We start from the raw sequence: 17664 nt of genomic DNA on the forward strand, positions 1-17664 counted from the left end.
GGGGACATGCATCTCCTGGCGACCACAGGCGCTGATCTCGACGACCTCGAACAGGCCGTCGATCTCGCGCAGTCGCCGGCCGAGATCGTCGTGCTGTCGTTCTCCGACAGCGACCTGTCGGCGCTCGCAGCAGCGTGGACGGCGCATGCGGACGAACTGCCGAGCCTGCGGCTCGCCAGCCTGAAGCGGCTGAAGCACCCGATGTCGGTCGATCTCTATATCGACCGTGTCATCACCGGCGCGCGAGCCGTCGTGGTGCGTTGCCTCGGCGGGCTCGATTATTGGCGTTATGGAATGGAGCGGATCGCCGCGGTCTGCCGCAGCCGCAACATCCTGTTCGCGGCGTTGCCGGGCGATGATCGTGCCGACGACCGGCTCGACGCGCTCTCCACGCTGCCGCAGCAGGCAACCGCGCGGCTGTATGGCTATCTGCACGAGGGTGGCGTCGGCAACGCGCGCGAGGCGCTGCGCTATCTCGCCGTGCTGCTCGGACATGACGCGGCGTTCGCGGAGCCGGTTGCGGTCGGATCGATCGTCGGCTTCGTTCCGGAGCGCGGCGCCGTCATGGTCGACGATCTCTGCCTTAAGCAGGATGGCCGAGCAGTCGCGCTGATCGTGTTCTATCGCGCGAGCCTGCTCGCCGCGGACACCGCTGGCATCGCCGCGCTGATGCAGGCGATCGAGCGCGAAGGGCTCGCTGCATTGGCCGTGGCGGTGACGAGCCTGAAGGACCCGAGCATCCGCGACGCCATCGAGCGATTGGTCGCGGCGCGCCGTCCCGCCGTGGTGCTGAATGCCACCGCGTTCTCGGCGTTGCGTGACGATGGCTCTACGGTGCTCGATGTCGCCGACGCGCCGGTGCTGCAGGTCATTCAGGCGCAGAGCACCGAGGAGGCATGGACGTCGTCATCGCGCGGGCTGTCGCCGACCGACCTTGCTATGAACGTCGTGCTGCCGGAGCTGGACGGCCGGCTGCTGGCCCGCCCGATCGCCTTCAAGGGCGAGGCCGCAGTGGACGAGCGGCTGCAGTTCGGCGCGGTGCGCTACGTGCCGCAGTCCGATCGCATCGCCTATGTCGCGCGCCTCGCTGCGAATTGGGCGCGGCTGCGAACCACGCCCGCGGCCGACCGCCGCCTTGCGCTGGTCCTGTCGGACTATCCGGCGCGTGGAGGCCGGCGCGGCTACGCCGTCGGCCTCGACACCAGTGCGAGTGCTGCCGCGATTGCGCAGCATTTGGCGGAAGCCGGATGCGATCTCGGCAATGAGGTTGCCTCTGTTCAGCAGGTCGAAGCGCTGCTGCGTGACGAGGCGGATGAACTGATCGTTCCGCTCGCCGATTACCAGCAGGCGCTCGGCCGGCTGCCGGACGATCTGCAGCGCGGGCTGCATGAGAGTTGGGGCGAGATCGATGCCGATCCGGCCTTCCGCGACGGCGCCTTTCGCTTTCCCGTGCTGCGTGCGGGACGACTCGCCATCCTGCTGCAGCCGGATCGCGGCAGCCGCGGCGATCGCAAGGCGGGCTATCACGACACCAGCGTGCCGCCGCGGCACGCTTTTGTCGCGCTCTACACGCATCTGCGCGAGGCCGAGCGCATCGACGCGCTGATCCATCTCGGCGCGCATGGCACGCTGGAATGGCTGCCCGGCAAGGCGCTGGCGTTGTCGAATGCCTGCTGGCCCGAGGCCGTGCTGGGGCCGCTGCCCGTGATCTATCCCTTCATCGTCAACAACCCGGGCGAGGCGATGCAGGCCAAGCGGCGGCTGTCGGCGCTGACGCTGGGGCATCTGACGCCGCCGCTGTCGCAGGCCGGCCTGCATGGTCCGCTGCTCGAGCTGGAAGGGCTGGTCGAGGAATATGCCGAGGCCGACGGGCTCGACAAACGCCGCCTGAAGCTCCTGGAAGACGAGATCGTCGCGCGCGCCTGGCAGAGCGGCCTGGCCGCCGATTGCGGACTGGACCGTACCATGAACGGGCGCGAGGCGATTGCACAGCTCGACGCGCAGCTCTGTGACATCAAGGAGCTGACGGTGCGCGAGCGCCTGCACGTGTTCGGGCAGGCGCCCGATGCCGCGGCGAATGCCTTGCTCACCGATGCGATCACCGCCGCGGGCGCCACGATCGACCGGGTCGAGATCGGCGGCCGCATCGCCGCCAGCGCGGCATCGGAGCAGAGCGCGCTGCTCGCGGCCCTCGACGGCCGCCGTGTGGCGGCAGGTCCGGCCGGCGCGCCCAGCCGCGGCCGGCTCGACGTGCTGCCGACGGGGCGCAATCTCACTGCGGTCGATCCGCGCGCGATCCCGACGCGCACGGCCGCGCTGGTCGGCGCGCGCGCCGCCGACGAGGTGATCCGGCGCTATCTTCAGGACCATGGCGACTATCCGCGCGCGCTGATGCTCGATCTCTGGGCGTCCGCCTCGCTGCGCACCGGCGGCGACGATCTCGCCCAGGCGATGGCCTATCTCGGCGTGCGTCCGCGCTGGGATCTCAATTCCAACCGCGTCACCGGCGTCGACGTGCTGCCACTCGCGATGCTCGATCGTCCGCGCATCGATGCGACGCTGCGGATCTCCGGGCTGTTTCGCGACCTGTTCGAAGCGCAGATCGCGCTGTTCGATCTCGCCGTGCAGAAGGTCGCGGCGCTCGACGAGGACGATGCCGATAATCCGCTGGCGGCGGCGCGGCGGCGCGGCGAAAGCCTCGCACGCGTGTTCGGCGGCGCGCCCGGCAGCTACGGCGCCGTGGCCGCCGATCTCGCGCTTGGCATGGCTTGGGAGAGCCGGGCTGAGCTCGGTGACGCTTATCTCGACGCCACCGGCTTCAGTTTCGGCGGCGCGCATGACGGCCTGTCGGCCGCCGAGACGTTTCGAGCCCGCGTCCGCGGCGCCGATGCGCTGGTGCATCCGCAGGACGATCGCGAGCGCGACCTGCTCGATGGCGAGGAGGTCGCCGACTTCGCCGGCGGCTTCGCCGCGGCGGCCGCCGCGCTCGGCGCCACGCCGGCGCTGCTGCATCTCGACACCAGCCGGCCCGAGGCGCCGAAGGCGCGCACCTTCAGCGAGGAGATCGCCCGCGTCGTGCGCGGCCGCCTCACCAATCCGCGCTGGATCTCGGGCATGCTCGGCCACGGCTACCGCGGTGTCGCCGAGATTGCGCAAGGCGTCGACGCGCTCTATGCCTTCGCGGCGACCTCGGACACCGTGCCCGAGCACCTGTTTGATCTGGCGCATGGGGCGCTCTTGCGCGACGAGGCAGTGTTGGAGGCGATGATCGCGCGCAACCCGGCAGCGGTCGCGTCGATCGTGTCGCGCTTCGAGGATCTGCTGCGCCGGCAGCGCTGGGTGCCGCGCCGGAACGCAGTCGCTGACGAACTCGCGTCGGCCCGCGAGCGTCTGACCGAGAGGGAGAGTGTCTCGTGACCGCCGCCGAGATCAAGGGCTGGTGTCCGGGCGCGCGTCGGCCGATGCCGAGCGGCGACGGCCTCATCGTCCGCGTCCGACCGCATGGCGGCGCGCTGCCGGTCGCGGCGCTGCGCGAGTTGGCCGACGCCGCGCAGCGCTTCGGCAACGGCCAGATCGACCTGACACGCCGCGCCAATCTGCAGATCCGCGGCGTCTCGCAGCAAACCCTGGCGCCGTTGTGGGACGTCATGGCCTCGCTCCAACTGCTCGACGACAGCGCCGAGCTGGAGGCGATCCGCAACATCGTCATCAATCCGCTGGCGGGACTGGACCCGGCTGAGATTGCCGACATGCGCCCGATTGCGGCCGATCTGGAAAACCGGCTGGCCTCGGAGCCGGAGCTGCAGGCGCTGCCGGCCAAGTTCAGCTTTGCGCTCGACGGCGGTGGCAGACTGCCGCTGTCCGGTCTCGCCGCGGATGTGCGTCTCGTCGCCTGTGGTCCTGCGGGCAGCAACCGTATCGCGATCGGACTTGCCGCTGCCGACGGCGTGACATGGCTCGGCACGACCGTGATGGCTGGCGCCGCAGCCAAGGCCGTGCGTCTCGCGCGCTGTGTGCTGCAACTCAGCCCCACGCGTCGCGCCACTGCGCTGCCGCGTCCCGCGATCGCGGCCATCAGCGCCGAACTTGATCTCGATGTATCCAACGCAATCCCGCCGCAGTCGGCGTCGCCATCGCAGCGCTGCGGGCTGATTGCCTTGACGGACGAGCTCAGCGTCACGGGACTCGGTGTGCCGTTCGGCCGTCTCGACAGCGACACGCTTGCGCATCTTGCAGAGATCCTCTCCGCCCATGCTATCGGTGAGGTCCGCTTGTCGCCGTGGCGCACGCTCTATGTCGCCGCCGGGCGCGCGGTGGCCGGGCAGATCATCGCCGATGCGGCAACCCTCGGCCTGATCGTCGACGATGCTGATCCGATGATGCGGATCGATGCCTGTTCCGGCGTCGGCTGCTGTTCATCGACCGCGCTCGCCACGCGACAGCATGCGCGCGTGCTCGCGGACGCGATGGCTCGCACCAGGTTTCAAGGCTCGCTGCATGTCTCCGGCTGCGCCAAGGGGTGCGCGCGCTCGGCGTCTGCCGACGTCGTGCTGATCGGCGAGGGCGACCATTATCGCATCGTGCGCAACGGCACCGTGAGAAGCGAACCCTGCGGCATTGTCGATCCGGCTCATCTCGACCAGGTGGCGGTTGCGCTGTTCAAGGCAAGAGAGAAGGCCGATGTCTGACCTGCGCGACTACATCAAGGATGGCGCGGAGATCTATCGTCGCTCCTTCGCCACCATTCGTGCCGAAGCCGATCTGTCGCGCTTCCACGGATTGGAAGAGAAGATCGCCGTGCGCATCATCCATGCCTGCGGCATGGTCGAGATCACCTCGGATATCGAGATGTCCGATCATTTCGCCGCCGCGGCGCGCGCCGCGCTCGATCGCGGCGCGCCGATCCTGTGCGACGCCAAGATGGTGGCGCAGGGCATCACGCGCGCACGCCTGCCGGCCAGGAACGAGATCATCTGCACGCTCGATGACCCGCAGGTGCCGGCGCTGGCGGCAAAGCTCGGCACGACGCGTTCGGCCGCGGCGCTGGAGCTGTGGCGGCCGCATCTCGGCGGCGCGCTGGTGGCGATCGGCAATGCGCCGACCTCGCTGTTTCATCTGCTCGACATGCTCGACCAGGACGCACCGCGCCCTGCGGCCGTGATCGGCACGGCGGTCGGCTTTGTCGGCGCGCGCGAGTCGAAGGAGGCGCTCGCAGCCGATGGCCGCGTGCCCTATCTGATCGTCCGGGGACGCAAAGGCGGCAGCGCGATGGCGGTTGCGGCGGTGAATGCCATCGCGAGCGATGTCGAATGAGTCCGCTCGACATCATCGCGGGCACGGCCGAGGCCGGGACGCTGTATGGCATCGGCGTCGGTCCCGGCGACGTGCGCTATTTGACCTTGCGTGCCGCCGGCCTGATCCGCTCGGTCGATGTGGTGGCGTTCTTCGCCAAGCGCGGCATGGAGGGCAATGCGCGCCGGATCGTGGCGCCGCTGATGGATGCTGGCCGGCACGAATTGCGACTCGAGTATCCGGTCACCGAGGAGGTACCGGTTGCCGATCCCAGCTACCAGGCGCAGATCGGTGACTTCTATCATCGCGCCGCCGACAGCATCGCGGCGCATCTCGTGGCGGGTCGCTCGGTGGGCCTGCTGTCGGAGGGCGATCCCTTCTTCTACGGCTCGTTCATGCACATGTGGCGCCGCCTTGAGCAGGATCATCGCGTGGAGGTCGTACCTGGCGTGACCGGCATGTCCGGCTGCTGGACCAAGGCCAATGTCCCGATCACCTGGGGCGACGATATCCTCTCGGTGCTGCCGGGCACGCTGACCGAAGAGGTTCTGCGCGATCGGCTGACGCGCTGCGAGGCCGCCGTGATCATGAAGGTCGGGCGCAACCTGACCAAGGTGAAGCGCGCGATTGCCGCCGCGGGCTTGCTCGACCGCGCCGTCTATGTCGAGCGCGGGACGATGGAGGCCGAGCGCGTCGCGCCGCTGGCGGAGATCGATCAGGATCGCGGGCCTTATTTCTCCATGATTCTGATCCCGGGGCAGGGGCGCCGGCTGTGACGGGAACGCTCACCATCGTCGGCGTCGGTCCGGGCCGGGCCGAGCTGATGACGCCTGCGGCATCTGCTGCGATCGCTGCGGCGAGCGATCTGATCGGCTACGGACCCTATCTCGATCGCGTTACGACGAGCCGTCCGGGCCAGATCCGCCACGCCAGCGACAATCGCGTCGAGCTCGATCGTGCGCGCCACGCGCTGACGCTCGCCAGTGAAGGCAGGCAAGTCGCGGTCGTATCCGGCGGCGATCCCGGCGTGTTCGCGATGGCGGCGGCGGTGTTCGAAGCGGTCGAGGCGGGACCGCGGGCCTGGCGTGATCTGGATATCCGCGTCGAGCCTGGTGTCACGGCGATGCTGGCCGCCGCAGCCGAAGTCGGCGCGCCGCTCGGCGGTGACTTCTGCGCGATCTCGCTGTCCGACAATCTCAAGAGCTGGACCACGATCAGGCGAAGGCTGGAGGCGGCGGCCGCCGCCGATTTCGTCGTCGCGCTCTACAACCCGCTCTCCAAGGCGCGTCCGCATCAGCTCGGCGAAGCGTTTGCATTGCTGCGGCAGCTCAAGCCGTCGTCGACCGTGGTCGTGATGGTCCGCGCCGCAGGGAGCGGCGATGTCAGCCGGATCATCACGACGCTCGGCGAGGTCGATCCCGCGAAGGCCGACATGCGCACGCTGGTCCTGATTGGATCGGCGGCGACACGCCTGATCACGCGCGAGGGCAAGTCGCCCTACGTCTACACGCTCCGCCGCGAAGTCGAGGGCGGCGCATGAGCGAGCTGATCCTCGAGCCAGCGCACGGCCGCGGCCGCGCTCTCCAGCGCAACGCCATGCGGCTTGTCGGGCCGCGCGATCATCACCACGGGAATGCCGAGCCGGCGCGCCGCCGCGATCTTCGGGTAGGTCGCAGTGCCGCCGGAGTTCTTCGAGACGACGAATGCGATGCGCTCCTGGACCAGGAAATCATGCTCTTTGACGGCGTCGAACGGGCCGCGATCGGAGATGAAGCTGATGTCCGGCGGCAGCAGGATGTCGCCGGGCGGATCGATCGTGCGGGCGATGTAGTGATGCTGCGGAGCCGCGGCAAAGGCCGTCAGCTCCAGCCGGCCGAGGCTGAGGAACACGCGGACAGCAATTGCGCCGAGCGCTTCGGCCGCCGCCTCGGAACTGTCGACCTCGATCCAGCGGTCACCGTCTTCGCGCTGCCAGGCCGCGCGCCGGATCGACGCCAGCGGCAGCGCCAGCGCAGCGCAGGCCGCAACGACGTTGCGCGAGATCTGGTCGGCATAAGGATGCGTCGCGTCGATCACCGCGTCTACAGCATGATCGCGCAGCCACGCCTCCAGCCCGGCAGTGCCGCCGAAGCCGCCGATGCGTGTCGGCAGCGGCTGCGGCCGTGGCGCGACGGTGCGGCCTGCGAGCGAGAGCGTCGCCGCGAAGCGGCCGTCGTCCGCCAACAGCCGCGCCAGCTCCGATGCTTCGGTCGTGCCGCCGAGAATGAGAACGCGCATGCGGGGCAGGGTCCATGGTAAATCCGGGCGCAACTTGCAACGCGGCGCGCTGGCTGTCCATCATCGGCATCGGCGAGGACGGCGTCGAGGGGCTCTCGGCGCCCGCGCGTCGTCTCATTGCGCAGGCGGCCCTGGTTGTCGGCGGCGGGCGTCATCTGGAGCTCGCATCGCCCCTGATTGCTGGCGAGCGTCTGGCGTGGCCGAGCCCGCTCCATCTGGCCTTCGATCAGATCGCGGCGCGCCGGGGTGAGCCGGTCGTCGTGCTCGCCAGCGGTGACCCCTTCAACTACGGCGTCGGCAAGCAGCTGATGCAGCGCTTCGCTGGCGCTGAGATGCTATGCGTGCCGCAGCCCTCCGCCTTCAGTCTGGCGGCGGCGCGGCTCGGCTGGGCGTTGCAGGACACAGCCCAGGTGACGCTGCATGGCCGTCCTCTCGAAGGAATCATCCGGCATCTGGCGCCCGGCGCGCGCATCCTGGCGCTGGCCTGGGACGGATCAACGGCGGGGAAGCTCGCAACCTTGTTGACGTCGCGGCGGATGGGGCGCTCGCGCCTGACGGTGCTCGAAGCCATCGGCGGTCCGCACGAGCGGGTGCGAAGCGCGACGGCCAGCGCCTTCGACCTCTCGGACATCAACCCGTTGACGACGATCGCCTTGGAGGTGATTGCCGAGCCCGACGCGCCAGTGATCCCGCTGACCTCGGGTCTCGCCGACGATCTGTTCGAGCATGACGGCCAGCTCACCAAGCGCGATGTGCGTGCAGTCACGCTCTCGGCTCTTGCGCCGCAGCCAGGCGAGCTGCTGTGGGATGTGGGCCTGGGCTCCGGTTCGGTCGCGATCGAGTGGCTGCTGCGCCATGGCACACTGCGCGCGATCGGCATCGAGGCGCGGCAGGACCGCGCCGACCGCGCGATGCGCAACGCGCTCGCGCTCGGTGCGCCCGATCTCAGGATCGTGCTGGGGCGCGCACCGGCGGTGCTCGCCGATCTCGAGCCGCCGGATGCGATCTTCATCGGCGGCGGCATTTCGGAGCAGGGCGTGTTCGAGACGGCCTGGGCGAAGCTGAAGCCGGGCGGCCGCCTCGTCGCCAACGTGATTTCGCTCGAAGGCGAGGCGCGGGTCACCGATCTGTTCGGCAGACACGGCGGCGATCTCATTCGCATCGCCGTCTCGCGCATCGAGCCGGTCGGCCGCATGCATGGCTGGCGGCAGGCCATGCCGGTGACGCAGTGGCGGGTGACGAAGTCATGATCGCGCTCGGGATCGGCTGCCGCCGCGACGCAAGCGCCGATGCGATCGAGGCGGTGGTGGCTCAAGCTCTGACCGTTGCGCGGCTTTCGACCGGCGAGATCACCGTGATCGCAACGGCCGCCGACAAACAGGACGAGCCCGGCATCATCGAGACCGCAAAGCGCCTGCAGCGTCCGCTGCTTGGAATCGCGGCTGACGAACTCTCGGCGGTCGCCGATCTCACGGTCACCCGCAGCGATCGCGTGCAGCGTCTCAAGGGCGTACCGTCGGTCGCGGAAACTGCGGCGCTCGCCGCGGCCGGCCGCAATGCGCGATTGGTTCTGCCGCGGCTCGCGCATGCCTCCGCGACCTGCGCCATCGCGGAAGGCGAGGGCCCTGCGGAGCTGATGTCATGACGGTCCATTTCATCGGCGCCGGCCCTGGCGCAGCAGACCTGATCACCGTGCGCGGCCGCGATTTGATCGCGCGCTGTCCGGTCTGTCTCTATGCTGGCTCGCTGGTCCCGAAGGCGCTGCTCGATCATTGTCCGCCCGCCGCGCGCATCGTCGATACGGCGCCGCTGTCGCTCGACGAGATCATCGCCGAAATGGCGCGGGCGACGGAAGCCGGTCAAGACGTCGCGCGGCTGCATTCCGGTGATCTCTCGATCTGGAGCGCGCTCGGCGAGCAGCTGCGGCGGCTCGATGCCATGAACATCGCCTATACGATCACGCCCGGCGTACCCTCGTTCGCGGCGGCCGCAGCGGCGCTCGGGCGCGAGCTGACGCTGCCGGGGCTTGCGCAGTCCGTGGTGCTGACACGCACCTCCGGCCGCGCCTCGGCGATGCCGGAGACGGAGCAATTGTCGCTGTTCGCGCAGTCGCGCGCCACGCTCGCCATTCATCTGTCGATCCACGTTCTCGACAAAATCGTCGACGAGCTACGCCCGCATTATGGCGACGATTGTCCGGTCGCGATCGTCTATCGCGCGAGCTGGCCGGATCAGCGCGTCGTGACCGGCACGCTTGCGACGATCGTGGACCAGATCGCGACCGAAGCGATGGAGCGCACCGCGCTGATTCTCGTTGGTCGCGCGCTCGGCTCGGAGGATTTTCGTAACAGCGCGCTGTACGACGCCGACTATCAGCGGCGTTTCCGCGGGAGAGGCGAATGAGCCGGTCCGCTGCTCTGACCGACGAGCCGCCCGTCACGGTCGAACACGGCGACATCGAGCGCGATCGCCTCGTTGCCGAGCGCGCGGTGCGCCGTCTGCCACGCAGCAGACGCAACGATGGCTCCCGCGGGGAAGCCCGCCCGTTCGGACTCTTGCAGCACCTGCAATGCGGTGTTCGCGCCGCGGGCGCGCGTGACCAGCGCCTCCGGTGCACCGGCGTCGTGGAGCGTATCAGCCAGCCATTCAACATCGACCTCGCCTGCGCGCGAATGCAGGTCCAGCAGTCCCTGGCCGAGCTTGGTCATCTTGGCGAAGCCGCCGGCCACGGTGACGCGCGCCACCGGATGGCGGCGCAGATATTTCAGCATGCCGCCGGCGAAGTCGCCCATGTCGATCAATGCAGCCTCCGGCAGGCCGAACAGCTGCTGCACGGCTTTTTCCGATGTGCTCCCCGTGGCGCCGGCAATGTGCGGCAGGCCAGCGGCACGCGCGACGTCGATGCCGCGATAGATCGAGTGGATCCAGGCGGCGCAGCTGAAGGGCACGACGATGCCTGTGGTGCCCAGGATCGACAGCCCGCCGACGATGCCGAGCCGCGGGTTCAGCGTCTTCTTCGCCAGCTCCTCGCCGCCGGGGATCGAGATCTCGACGACGACATCCCGCGTCGCGCCGAGCGCACGGGCAGCCTCGTCGAGAGCTGCCGTCATCATCTCGCGCGGCACCGGATTGATCGCGGGTTCACCGGGCGGCAGCGGCAGGCCGGGCCTGGTGATGGTGCCGACCCCGGGGCCGGCGAGAAACGTGACACCTGCGTCCGCAAGGCCCCGCTGCACCGTGGCCTTGACCAGGGCGCCATGCGTGACGTCGGGATCGTCGCCGGCATCCTTGATGACGCCGGCCGTGGCGCGTGTGCCGTCGCTCTCGTGCATCGCCACGGCGAAGCTGACGCGGCGTCCGCCGGGCAGGGCGATCTCGACCATGGCGGGACAGCTGCCGGTGATCAGCAGCTCATATGCTGCGCGCGCGGCGGCCGTGGCGCAGCTGCCGGTGGTCCAGCCACGCTTCAGCGGTCGGTTCGGCGCCTCGCTCGTTCCCGTCATCCCGCAGCGCATAGCACATTTCGTTGCGACGTGGCGGTGCTCCGGCCATGACCATCACGGCGCCAAGGGGGATCATCATCGCGGCGCCGCGCTCGGGCGCCGGCAAGACCACGGTGACGCTCGGACTGCTGCGGGCGCTGGCCCGGCGGGGCATGCGGGTGCAGCCGTTCAAATGCGGGCCCGACTACATCGACCTCGCCTTTCACACCGTGGCGGCGCGGCGCACGAGCTTCAATCTCGACGGCTGGGCGATGTCGGCGGCTCAGCTGCAGGGGCTCGTGTCCGCCGTCACCGCAGACGCTGACATCGCCGTCGTCGAGGGCGTCATGGGCCTGTTCGACGGCGCGCCGCAACCCGGCCGGGCGGGCCGGGGCTCGGCCGCTGATATCGCCGCGCTGCTCGGCTGGCCTGTCCTGCTCGTGCTCGACGTGAGCGGACAGACCGAGACGGCCGCGGCCATCGCGCTTGGCTGCGCGAAGTTCCGCGCCGACGTGCAGATTGCCGGCGTCATCCTGAACCGGGTCGCGAGCGAACGGCACCGCGCCCTGATCGATCCCGGCTTCAAGACCATCGGCCTCGATGTGCTCGGCGCGCTGGCCCGCAACGAGACGCTCACGCTGCCGGAGCGCCACCTCGGCCTGGTCCAGGCGCAGGAGATCACGGCGATCGAGAGCCATCTCGACAATCTCGCCGACCAGATCTCCCGATCGGTCGATCTGGACGCATTGTTGGCGCGCGCGCGCATTGGGCATAGCCGCGAGCAGGCCGGCGACGCCGGCTTCGGGATCCGGCCGCCGGGTCAGCGCATCGCGCTGGCCTCCGATGCCGCGTTCTCCTTCAGCTATCCACACCTGTTGCGACATTGGCGCGCTGCGGGCGCCGACATCGTGCCGTTCTCGCCGCTGAACGACGATGCGCCCGATGCGGCCGCCGATGCGGTGTGGCTGCCCGGCGGCTATCCCGAACTCCATGCCGGGCGACTTGCGGCCGCTCAGGCTTTTCTCGCCGGCCTCCGCGCGATGGCGGCGCGCGGTGTGCCGATCCATGGCGAGTGCGGTGGCTATATGACGCTCGGTGCGGGGCTCGAAGATGCAAAGGGTACGCGGCACGGGATGGCCGGATTGCTCGGGCTGGAAACATCGTTCGTCAGCCGCCGGCTCCATCTTGGCTACCGTCATGCCACCTTGCTGGCCGACTGTAGCCTCGGTGTGAAGGGAGCTTCCGTTCACGGTCACGAGTTCCACTACGCGACGATCCTGAGCGAAGCGGACGATCCGCTGATCGCCTGTCGAGACGCCTCGGGCCGAGCGATCGCCGAGCGTGGCTCGCGGCGCGGCTCCGTGACGGGATCGTTTCTGCATGTCCTGAGCGGAGAGGCCGCATGAGCTCTGCCAAGCAGGTGCCGCCGCAATTCGATGCCTCGTTCAGGGCGCGCTTCGCCGAGCTGGTTCGCTGGCGCCGCGACGTGCGCCGCTTCCGCAGCGATGCCGTATCCTCGGAACTGATCCAGCAGCTTCTGACCCTCGCATCCCATGCGCCGTCGGTGGGCTTCTGCCAGCCCTGGCGCTTCGTGCTGGTCGAAAGTGCGCAGCGGCGCGCAGCCGTCATCGCAAATTTTAAGCGCAGCAATGAGGCGGCACTGGCCGGCTATGACGGCGAGCGGCGTGCGCTGTATGCGAGCCTCAAGCTGGAGGGTCTCACACAGGCACCCGTGCATCTCGCGGTCTGTGCCGACGAGGGCGCTGCGACCGGTCATCGTCTCGGCCGCGTCTCGATGCCGGAAACGCTGCGCTATTCGGTGGTCGCGGCGATCCAGACCTTCTGGCTCGCCGCGCGCGCCGAGGGACTCGGTGTCGGCTGGGTGTCGATCGTCGATCCCGCGGCGCTGTGCCGGGATCTCGATTTGCCGCCGGAGTGGAGCCTGATCGCTCATCTCTGTATCGGTTGGCCGCAGGAGGAGCACGACGATCCCGAACTCGACCGTCACGGCTGGGAAACGCGGCTTGCGCCAAGCGTGCTTGCGCCGCTCCGGCGGTAGTCACGAGGCTCCGAGAGAGGCTGCAGGCGGGCGGTTCCGGCGCAGCGGGTCACGGCGATTGAAACCATGAGCCGCTCCGGAGGTTTGTTGACGGGCATCTCGTCGGCGGACCTCGCATGGATCAAACATCTCGAAGCTTCAGCCACGGTTTGCGCGCCGTCGCAGAGAATGTCTGGATCGTCGATGCCGGGCGCATCAGCGCGGCCGGTCTGCCGCTCCCGATCCGCATGACCGTGATCCGCCTGTCGAGCGGAGATCTGCTGTTGCATTCGCCCACGCGCTATTCCCTCGCGCTGCGCGAGGAGCTGGAACGGCTCGGTCCGATCAAATATCTGCTCGCTCCGAACGTCGCGCATTGGATGTTCCTGCCGGACTGGCAGGCCGCGCTTCCTCACGTTCGCGTCTATGCGGCGCCCGGTCTTGCCGAGCGTCAGCAGGTGCGGCGCAGCCGCCTGCGCATCGATCGCGAGCTTACCGATGTCACCCCGGACGAATGGTCCGAAGATCTGCAGCTGGTCTTGGTCTCGGCCCCGTTCTTCACCGAGGTCGAAGTATTTCATCGGCCGAGCCGGACCCTGATCCTGACCGATCTCGTGCAGAATCTCGCGCCGGAGAGCTTGGGTCTCCTGTCGCGCCCGGCTGCGAAGCTGCTTGGCATCACGGCACCGGATGGCAAGGCGCCGGCCTATTTGCGGATGCTGTTGCGGCTGGGAGGTCGCGCCGTGCGCCTTGCTGCGGCGCGCCTGATCGCGCTGTCGCCTGAGCGCGTCATCTTCGCGCATGGTCGGTGGTTCGACAGCGGCGGGACGCAGCAACTGCGTCGCTCGCTCGGCTGGCTGATCGATGCCTCGCCGGAGGCGCGACGGCTGATGCGCGATCTGCGAGGAACCCGCGTCGTCGTTACCGGCGCCTCCAGCGGCATCGGCCGGGCAACGGCGCTCGCGCTTGCGCGGGAAGGGGCGAGCATCGTGCTCGCCGCGCGGCGCGAGGACGTGCTGAAGGATGTTGCCGCCGAATGCGAGACGCTCGGCGGACGCGCCCTGGCGGTCGGCACCGATGTGACCGACGCTGAGCAGGTCAAGCGGCTGGCCGAGCAGGCCGTGCAGACCTTCGGCGGCATCGACATCTGGATCAACAATGCCGGGACCGGGGTGTTCGGCGCCTATCAGGATGCCGATATCGCGCTTCACCGCAAGACGATCGAGGTCAATCTCCTTGGCACGATGAACGGCGCCTATGCGGTGCTGCCGATCTTCCTGCGGCAGCGACGGGGCACGTTGATCAACAACATCTCGCTGGGTGGCTGGGCGCCGACGCCGTTCGCAGCGGCCTACACGGCGAGCAAGTTCGGCTTGCGCGGCTTCTCGGCCAGTCTGCGCCAGGAGCTCGCGGCTCACAAGGACATTCACGTCTGCAGCGTGTTCCCTGCGATGGTGGATACGCCCGGCTTCGTTCATGGCGCCAACATGTCCGGCCGCAACCTCGACCCCGGTCCGCTGCTGTATCGGCCCGAGGACGTGGCAGAGACGTTCGTGCAGCTCATTCGCGCGCCGCGCGACGAGATCGCCGTCGGTTGGCCGGCCCGGCTCGGACAGGTCTCCTACGCCTTGGCGCGGCGGCCGACGGAGCGACTGATGAGCTCGGCCTTCCGCTTCCTGCTGTCGCGAGCCCACATGGCGCCGCGCAGTTCCGGAGCCGTGCTGGCTCCGATTGCAGCGGGCACGGCGGTGAGCGGCGGATGGCTCGGTCGCAAGAAGCTGCCGCCTGCGGGCCAGCTCAGCAAGATCGGTCTCGCGGTCGGGCTCGGCGGCCTGGCGTTGGTGATGATTGCACGGGGACGCCGCCCGCGCGCCACGCCGAGTGTCCGCTCGCATCACTGAACCGGAGGCTGCATGCTCGGCAAGCTCGATTGGTCGGCCATTCCGTTCGGCCAGCCCATTCCGCTCGCTGCCGCCGGGCTGGTGCTGGTCGCGATCCTCGGCATCCTCGGCTGGGTGTTCGCGAAGGGATACTTTCCCTATCTCTGGCGCGAATGGATCACCAGCGTCGATCACAAGCGGATCGGCGTCATGTACATCCTGCTGGCGTTCGTGATGCTGCTGCGTGGCGGGACTGATGCGATCATGATGCGGACGCAGCAGGCGGTCGCGTTCCATTCGAACGGCTATCTGCCGCCTGAGCACTACAACCAGATCTTCTCCGCCCACGGCACCATCATGATCTTCTTCGTGGCGATGCCGTTCGTGATCGGACTGATGAATCTGGTGGTGCCTTTGCAGCTCGGCGTCCGTGATGTCGCATTTCCGACGCTCAATTCGGTCGGCTTCTGGCTGACCGCGTCCGGCGCGCTGCTGGTCAATGTCTCGCTCGTGGTCGGCGAATTCGCGCGCACCGGCTGGCTGCCGTTTCCGCCGCTCTCCGAGATGACTTATTCGCCCGGCGTGGGCGTCGACTATTACATCTGGGCGCTGGAAATCTCCGGGATCGGAACGCTGGTCGCCGGCATCAACCTGGTCACGACCGTGCTCAAGCTGCGCACGAGGGGCATGAGCTATCTGCGCATGCCGATGTTCTGCTGGACCACGCTTGCCTCCAATCTTCTGATCGTCGCAGCCTTTCCGATCCTGACGGCGACGCTGACGATGCTTATGCTCGACCGCTATTTCGGTTTCCACTTCTTCACCAACGAGGCCGGCGGCAACATGATGATGTTCATGAACCTGATCTGGGCCTGGGGCCATCCCGAGGTTTACATCCTGGTTCTGCCGGCCTTCGGCATCTATTCCGAGGTCGTCGCTACGTTCTCGAGCAAGTCGCTGTTCGGCTATCGCTCGATGGTGCTGGCGACGATGGCGATCTGCGTCGTCTCCTTCATGGTCTGGCTGCATCATTTCTTCACGATGGGGGCGGGGCCCAACGTGAACGCGATCTTCGGGATCGCCAGCATGATCATCGCGGTGCCCACGGGCGTGAAGATCTACAACTGGCTGTTCACGATGTACGGCGGCCGAGTGCGTTTTACGACCCCCATGCTGTGGTCCATCGGCTTCATGATCACCTTCATGATCGGTGGGCTGACGGGCGTGCTGGTCGCGGTGCCGCCGGCGGATTTTCTGCTGCACAACAGCCTGTTCCTGGTGGCGCATTTCCACAACGTGATCATCGGCGGGGTGCTGTTCGGCGTGTTCGCGGGCATCACCTACTGGTTTCCGAAGGCCTTTGGCTTCCGCCTCTACGAGAGCTGGGGCAAGGCGGCGTTCTGGTTCACGCTGATCGGTTTCTACGTCACGTTCATGCCGCTCTATGTGGTAGGACTGCTCGGCATGACCCGGCGCATGCAGCATTACGACGTCGCCGAATGGCGCCCCTGGCTGGCGGCGGCGACCGTCGGCACGGCGCTGCTCGCGATCGGCGTCATCCTCCAGATCCTCCAGCTCGTGTTCAGCATCCGCGACCGCGAATGGCTGCGCGATACGACCGGCGATCCCTGGGACGGCCGCTCGCTGGAATGGGCCACGTCCTCGCCGCCGCCGGTGTTCAACTTTGCGGTGCTCCCCAATGTGACGGGGCAGGATGCGTATTGGCGGATCAAGGAAAACACCAAGGACCAGCAGCTTCACACCAGGAAGACGGACTATCAGGACATCGAACTGCCGAAAAACTCTCCTACCGGGTTCGTCTGCGCGTTCTTCGCCACGGTCATGGGCTTCGCGCTGATCTGGCACATCTGGTGGATGGTCGCGCTCGGTGCAATGGGGGCGTTCGCGACGTTTGTCGTGTTCGCCTGGCGCGACCACGATGAGTACGTCATCCCGGCGGCCGAGGTGGCACGGATCGATCGGCACCTCATCGAAGCGCGACAGCGGCCGGCAGCAGCGGCCGAAGCGTGAAGAGGTCGTCCCGGTGCGAGCGGGTGGCCGATCGCACCGGGACGTGAACCATCACCAGCGATGGTGCGTGCGGATCACGCCATGGCCATGGCGGTGTCCGAAATGCCGGCCGCCGTGCCAGCCGTGATGATGGCCAAACCCGGGACCGCGGTAGTAGCCATAGCTGTGCCGCCAGGGGCGATGGTGGTTGTAGTAGCCATAGCTGCGATAGACCGGACGCGGGGCATAGCTGTAGCCATAGCCGCCATAATACGGGCGGTAGGAGCTCACCGGGTAGTAGCCGCCGCCGTAGCCGTAATACGGGGAACTCGCGTAGCGATAGCCGCCATAGCCGTAGGACGGGTAGGGCGCGTAGCCATAGCTCGGCGCGGCAATCGCCGATCCGATCACGGCACCGGCCAGAAGCCCGGCTCCGATCGCCGCACCGCCGCCCCAGCCGCCATGATGGTGCCAGCCGCGATAGCCGACCTGAACGGCGTGCGGTGTCTCAGCCGGCTTTGCTGACGCGGAGAGCGATGTCAGCGGCGCTGCGGAGGCCGATTGCAGGGTGGACAAAGAGATCGCGCCGGCGATGGCCAGGGTCGCGGCGGCCTTGAAAGTCATCATTCTGATTTCTCCCGTGGTGATGGGTCTTGCTCAATCCGAACGACAGAAGCTTGGTTTC

Annotated in this window: 15 protein-coding genes; 12 read left to right on the forward strand and 3 right to left on the reverse strand. The window is 68.1% G+C overall.

Translation table 11 applies throughout. The features are described from left to right. Window positions 1-6 precede the first annotated feature (6 nt). Genes cobN through cobJ form a run of 5 tightly spaced genes read left to right on the forward strand, consistent with a single transcriptional unit; the run spans window position 7 to window position 6832 of the window. Entirely contained in the window at window positions 7-3417 is a 3411-nt protein-coding gene (gene cobN / locus ACQR0Z_RS11625; protein WP_434918666.1) for a cobaltochelatase subunit CobN, read from the forward strand. Continuing rightward, complete coding sequence (gene cobG, locus ACQR0Z_RS11630; RefSeq protein ID WP_434918667.1) at window positions 3414-4688, forward strand: precorrin-3B synthase; 1275 nt, start codon at window positions 3414-3416, stop codon at window positions 4686-4688. Before cobN ends, cobG begins: the two co-directional genes overlap by 4 nt. After that, entirely contained in the window at window positions 4681-5313 is a 633-nt protein-coding gene (locus ACQR0Z_RS11635; RefSeq protein WP_434918668.1) for a precorrin-8X methylmutase, read from the forward strand. The genes cobG and ACQR0Z_RS11635 overlap by 8 nt, the downstream gene beginning before the upstream one ends. Beyond that, on the forward strand, window positions 5310-6068 hold the full coding sequence (locus ACQR0Z_RS11640) for a precorrin-2 C(20)-methyltransferase (RefSeq protein ID WP_434918669.1): 759 nt from the start codon (window positions 5310-5312) through the stop codon (window positions 6066-6068). Before ACQR0Z_RS11635 ends, ACQR0Z_RS11640 begins: the two co-directional genes overlap by 4 nt. Continuing rightward, window positions 6065-6832, forward strand: coding sequence for a precorrin-3B C(17)-methyltransferase (gene cobJ / locus ACQR0Z_RS11645; protein ID WP_434918670.1), 768 nt, complete (start codon window positions 6065-6067; stop codon window positions 6830-6832). Before ACQR0Z_RS11640 ends, cobJ begins: the two co-directional genes overlap by 4 nt. On the opposite strand, the gene ACQR0Z_RS11650 is transcribed toward cobJ, so the two are convergent. Then, complete coding sequence (locus ACQR0Z_RS11650; protein ID WP_434918671.1) at window positions 6796-7569, reverse strand: cobalt-precorrin-6A reductase; 774 nt, start codon at window positions 7567-7569, stop codon at window positions 6796-6798. The genes cobJ and ACQR0Z_RS11650 overlap by 37 nt on opposite strands. 14 nt (window positions 7570-7583) lie before the next feature. Here ACQR0Z_RS11650 and cbiE point away from each other — a divergent pair, with 14 nt between their 5' ends. Genes cbiE through cobM form a run of 3 tightly spaced genes read left to right on the forward strand, consistent with a single transcriptional unit; the run spans window position 7584 to window position 9972 of the window. Next, on the forward strand, window positions 7584-8819 hold the full coding sequence (cbiE, locus tag ACQR0Z_RS11655) for a precorrin-6y C5,15-methyltransferase (decarboxylating) subunit CbiE (RefSeq protein WP_434918672.1): 1236 nt from the start codon (window positions 7584-7586) through the stop codon (window positions 8817-8819). Beyond that, a complete protein-coding gene (locus tag ACQR0Z_RS11660) occupies window positions 8816-9214 on the forward strand; it encodes a cobalamin biosynthesis protein (RefSeq protein ID WP_434918673.1) in 399 nt (132 codons plus the stop codon). The genes cbiE and ACQR0Z_RS11660 overlap by 4 nt, the downstream gene beginning before the upstream one ends. Beyond that, window positions 9211-9972: a precorrin-4 C(11)-methyltransferase gene (gene cobM, locus ACQR0Z_RS11665; protein ID WP_434918674.1), complete on the forward strand. Its 762-nt coding sequence runs from the start codon at window positions 9211-9213 to the stop codon at window positions 9970-9972. The genes ACQR0Z_RS11660 and cobM overlap by 4 nt, the downstream gene beginning before the upstream one ends. On the opposite strand, the gene ACQR0Z_RS11670 is transcribed toward cobM, so the two are convergent. After that, window positions 9942-11084, reverse strand: a complete 1143-nt coding sequence (locus tag ACQR0Z_RS11670; protein WP_434918675.1) for a cobalt-precorrin-5B (C(1))-methyltransferase — start codon at window positions 11082-11084, stop codon at window positions 9942-9944. The genes cobM and ACQR0Z_RS11670 overlap by 31 nt on opposite strands. A 35-nt stretch (window positions 11085-11119) precedes the next feature. Here ACQR0Z_RS11670 and ACQR0Z_RS11675 point away from each other — a divergent pair, with 35 nt between their 5' ends. From ACQR0Z_RS11675 to cyoB, 4 genes are all read left to right on the forward strand, one after another. Further along, entirely contained in the window at window positions 11120-12457 is a 1338-nt protein-coding gene (locus ACQR0Z_RS11675; protein ID WP_434918676.1) for a cobyrinate a,c-diamide synthase, read from the forward strand. Beyond that, window positions 12454-13110, forward strand: a complete 657-nt coding sequence (gene bluB, locus ACQR0Z_RS11680; protein ID WP_434918677.1) for a 5,6-dimethylbenzimidazole synthase — start codon at window positions 12454-12456, stop codon at window positions 13108-13110. Before ACQR0Z_RS11675 ends, bluB begins: the two co-directional genes overlap by 4 nt. A 116-nt stretch (window positions 13111-13226) precedes the next feature. Continuing rightward, window positions 13227-14990, forward strand: coding sequence for an SDR family oxidoreductase (locus ACQR0Z_RS11685; RefSeq protein WP_434878276.1), 1764 nt, complete (start codon window positions 13227-13229; stop codon window positions 14988-14990). 12 nt (window positions 14991-15002) lie between these two features. Then, complete coding sequence (gene cyoB / locus ACQR0Z_RS11690; RefSeq protein WP_434878275.1) at window positions 15003-17000, forward strand: cytochrome o ubiquinol oxidase subunit I; 1998 nt, start codon at window positions 15003-15005, stop codon at window positions 16998-17000. Between the two features lie 51 nt (window positions 17001-17051). Here cyoB and ACQR0Z_RS11695 read toward each other — a convergent pair whose 3' ends face one another. Further along, window positions 17052-17606 carry a hypothetical protein gene (locus ACQR0Z_RS11695; RefSeq protein ID WP_434918678.1) on the reverse strand — a complete coding sequence of 185 codons (555 nt, stop codon included), beginning with the start codon at window positions 17604-17606 and terminating at the stop codon, window positions 17052-17054. Window positions 17607-17664 lie beyond the last annotated feature (58 nt).

Origin of the sequence: Bradyrhizobium sp. HKCCYLS3077 (assembly GCF_051167555.1) — a bacterium.
Lineage (GTDB): Bacteria > Pseudomonadota > Alphaproteobacteria > Rhizobiales > Xanthobacteraceae > Bradyrhizobium.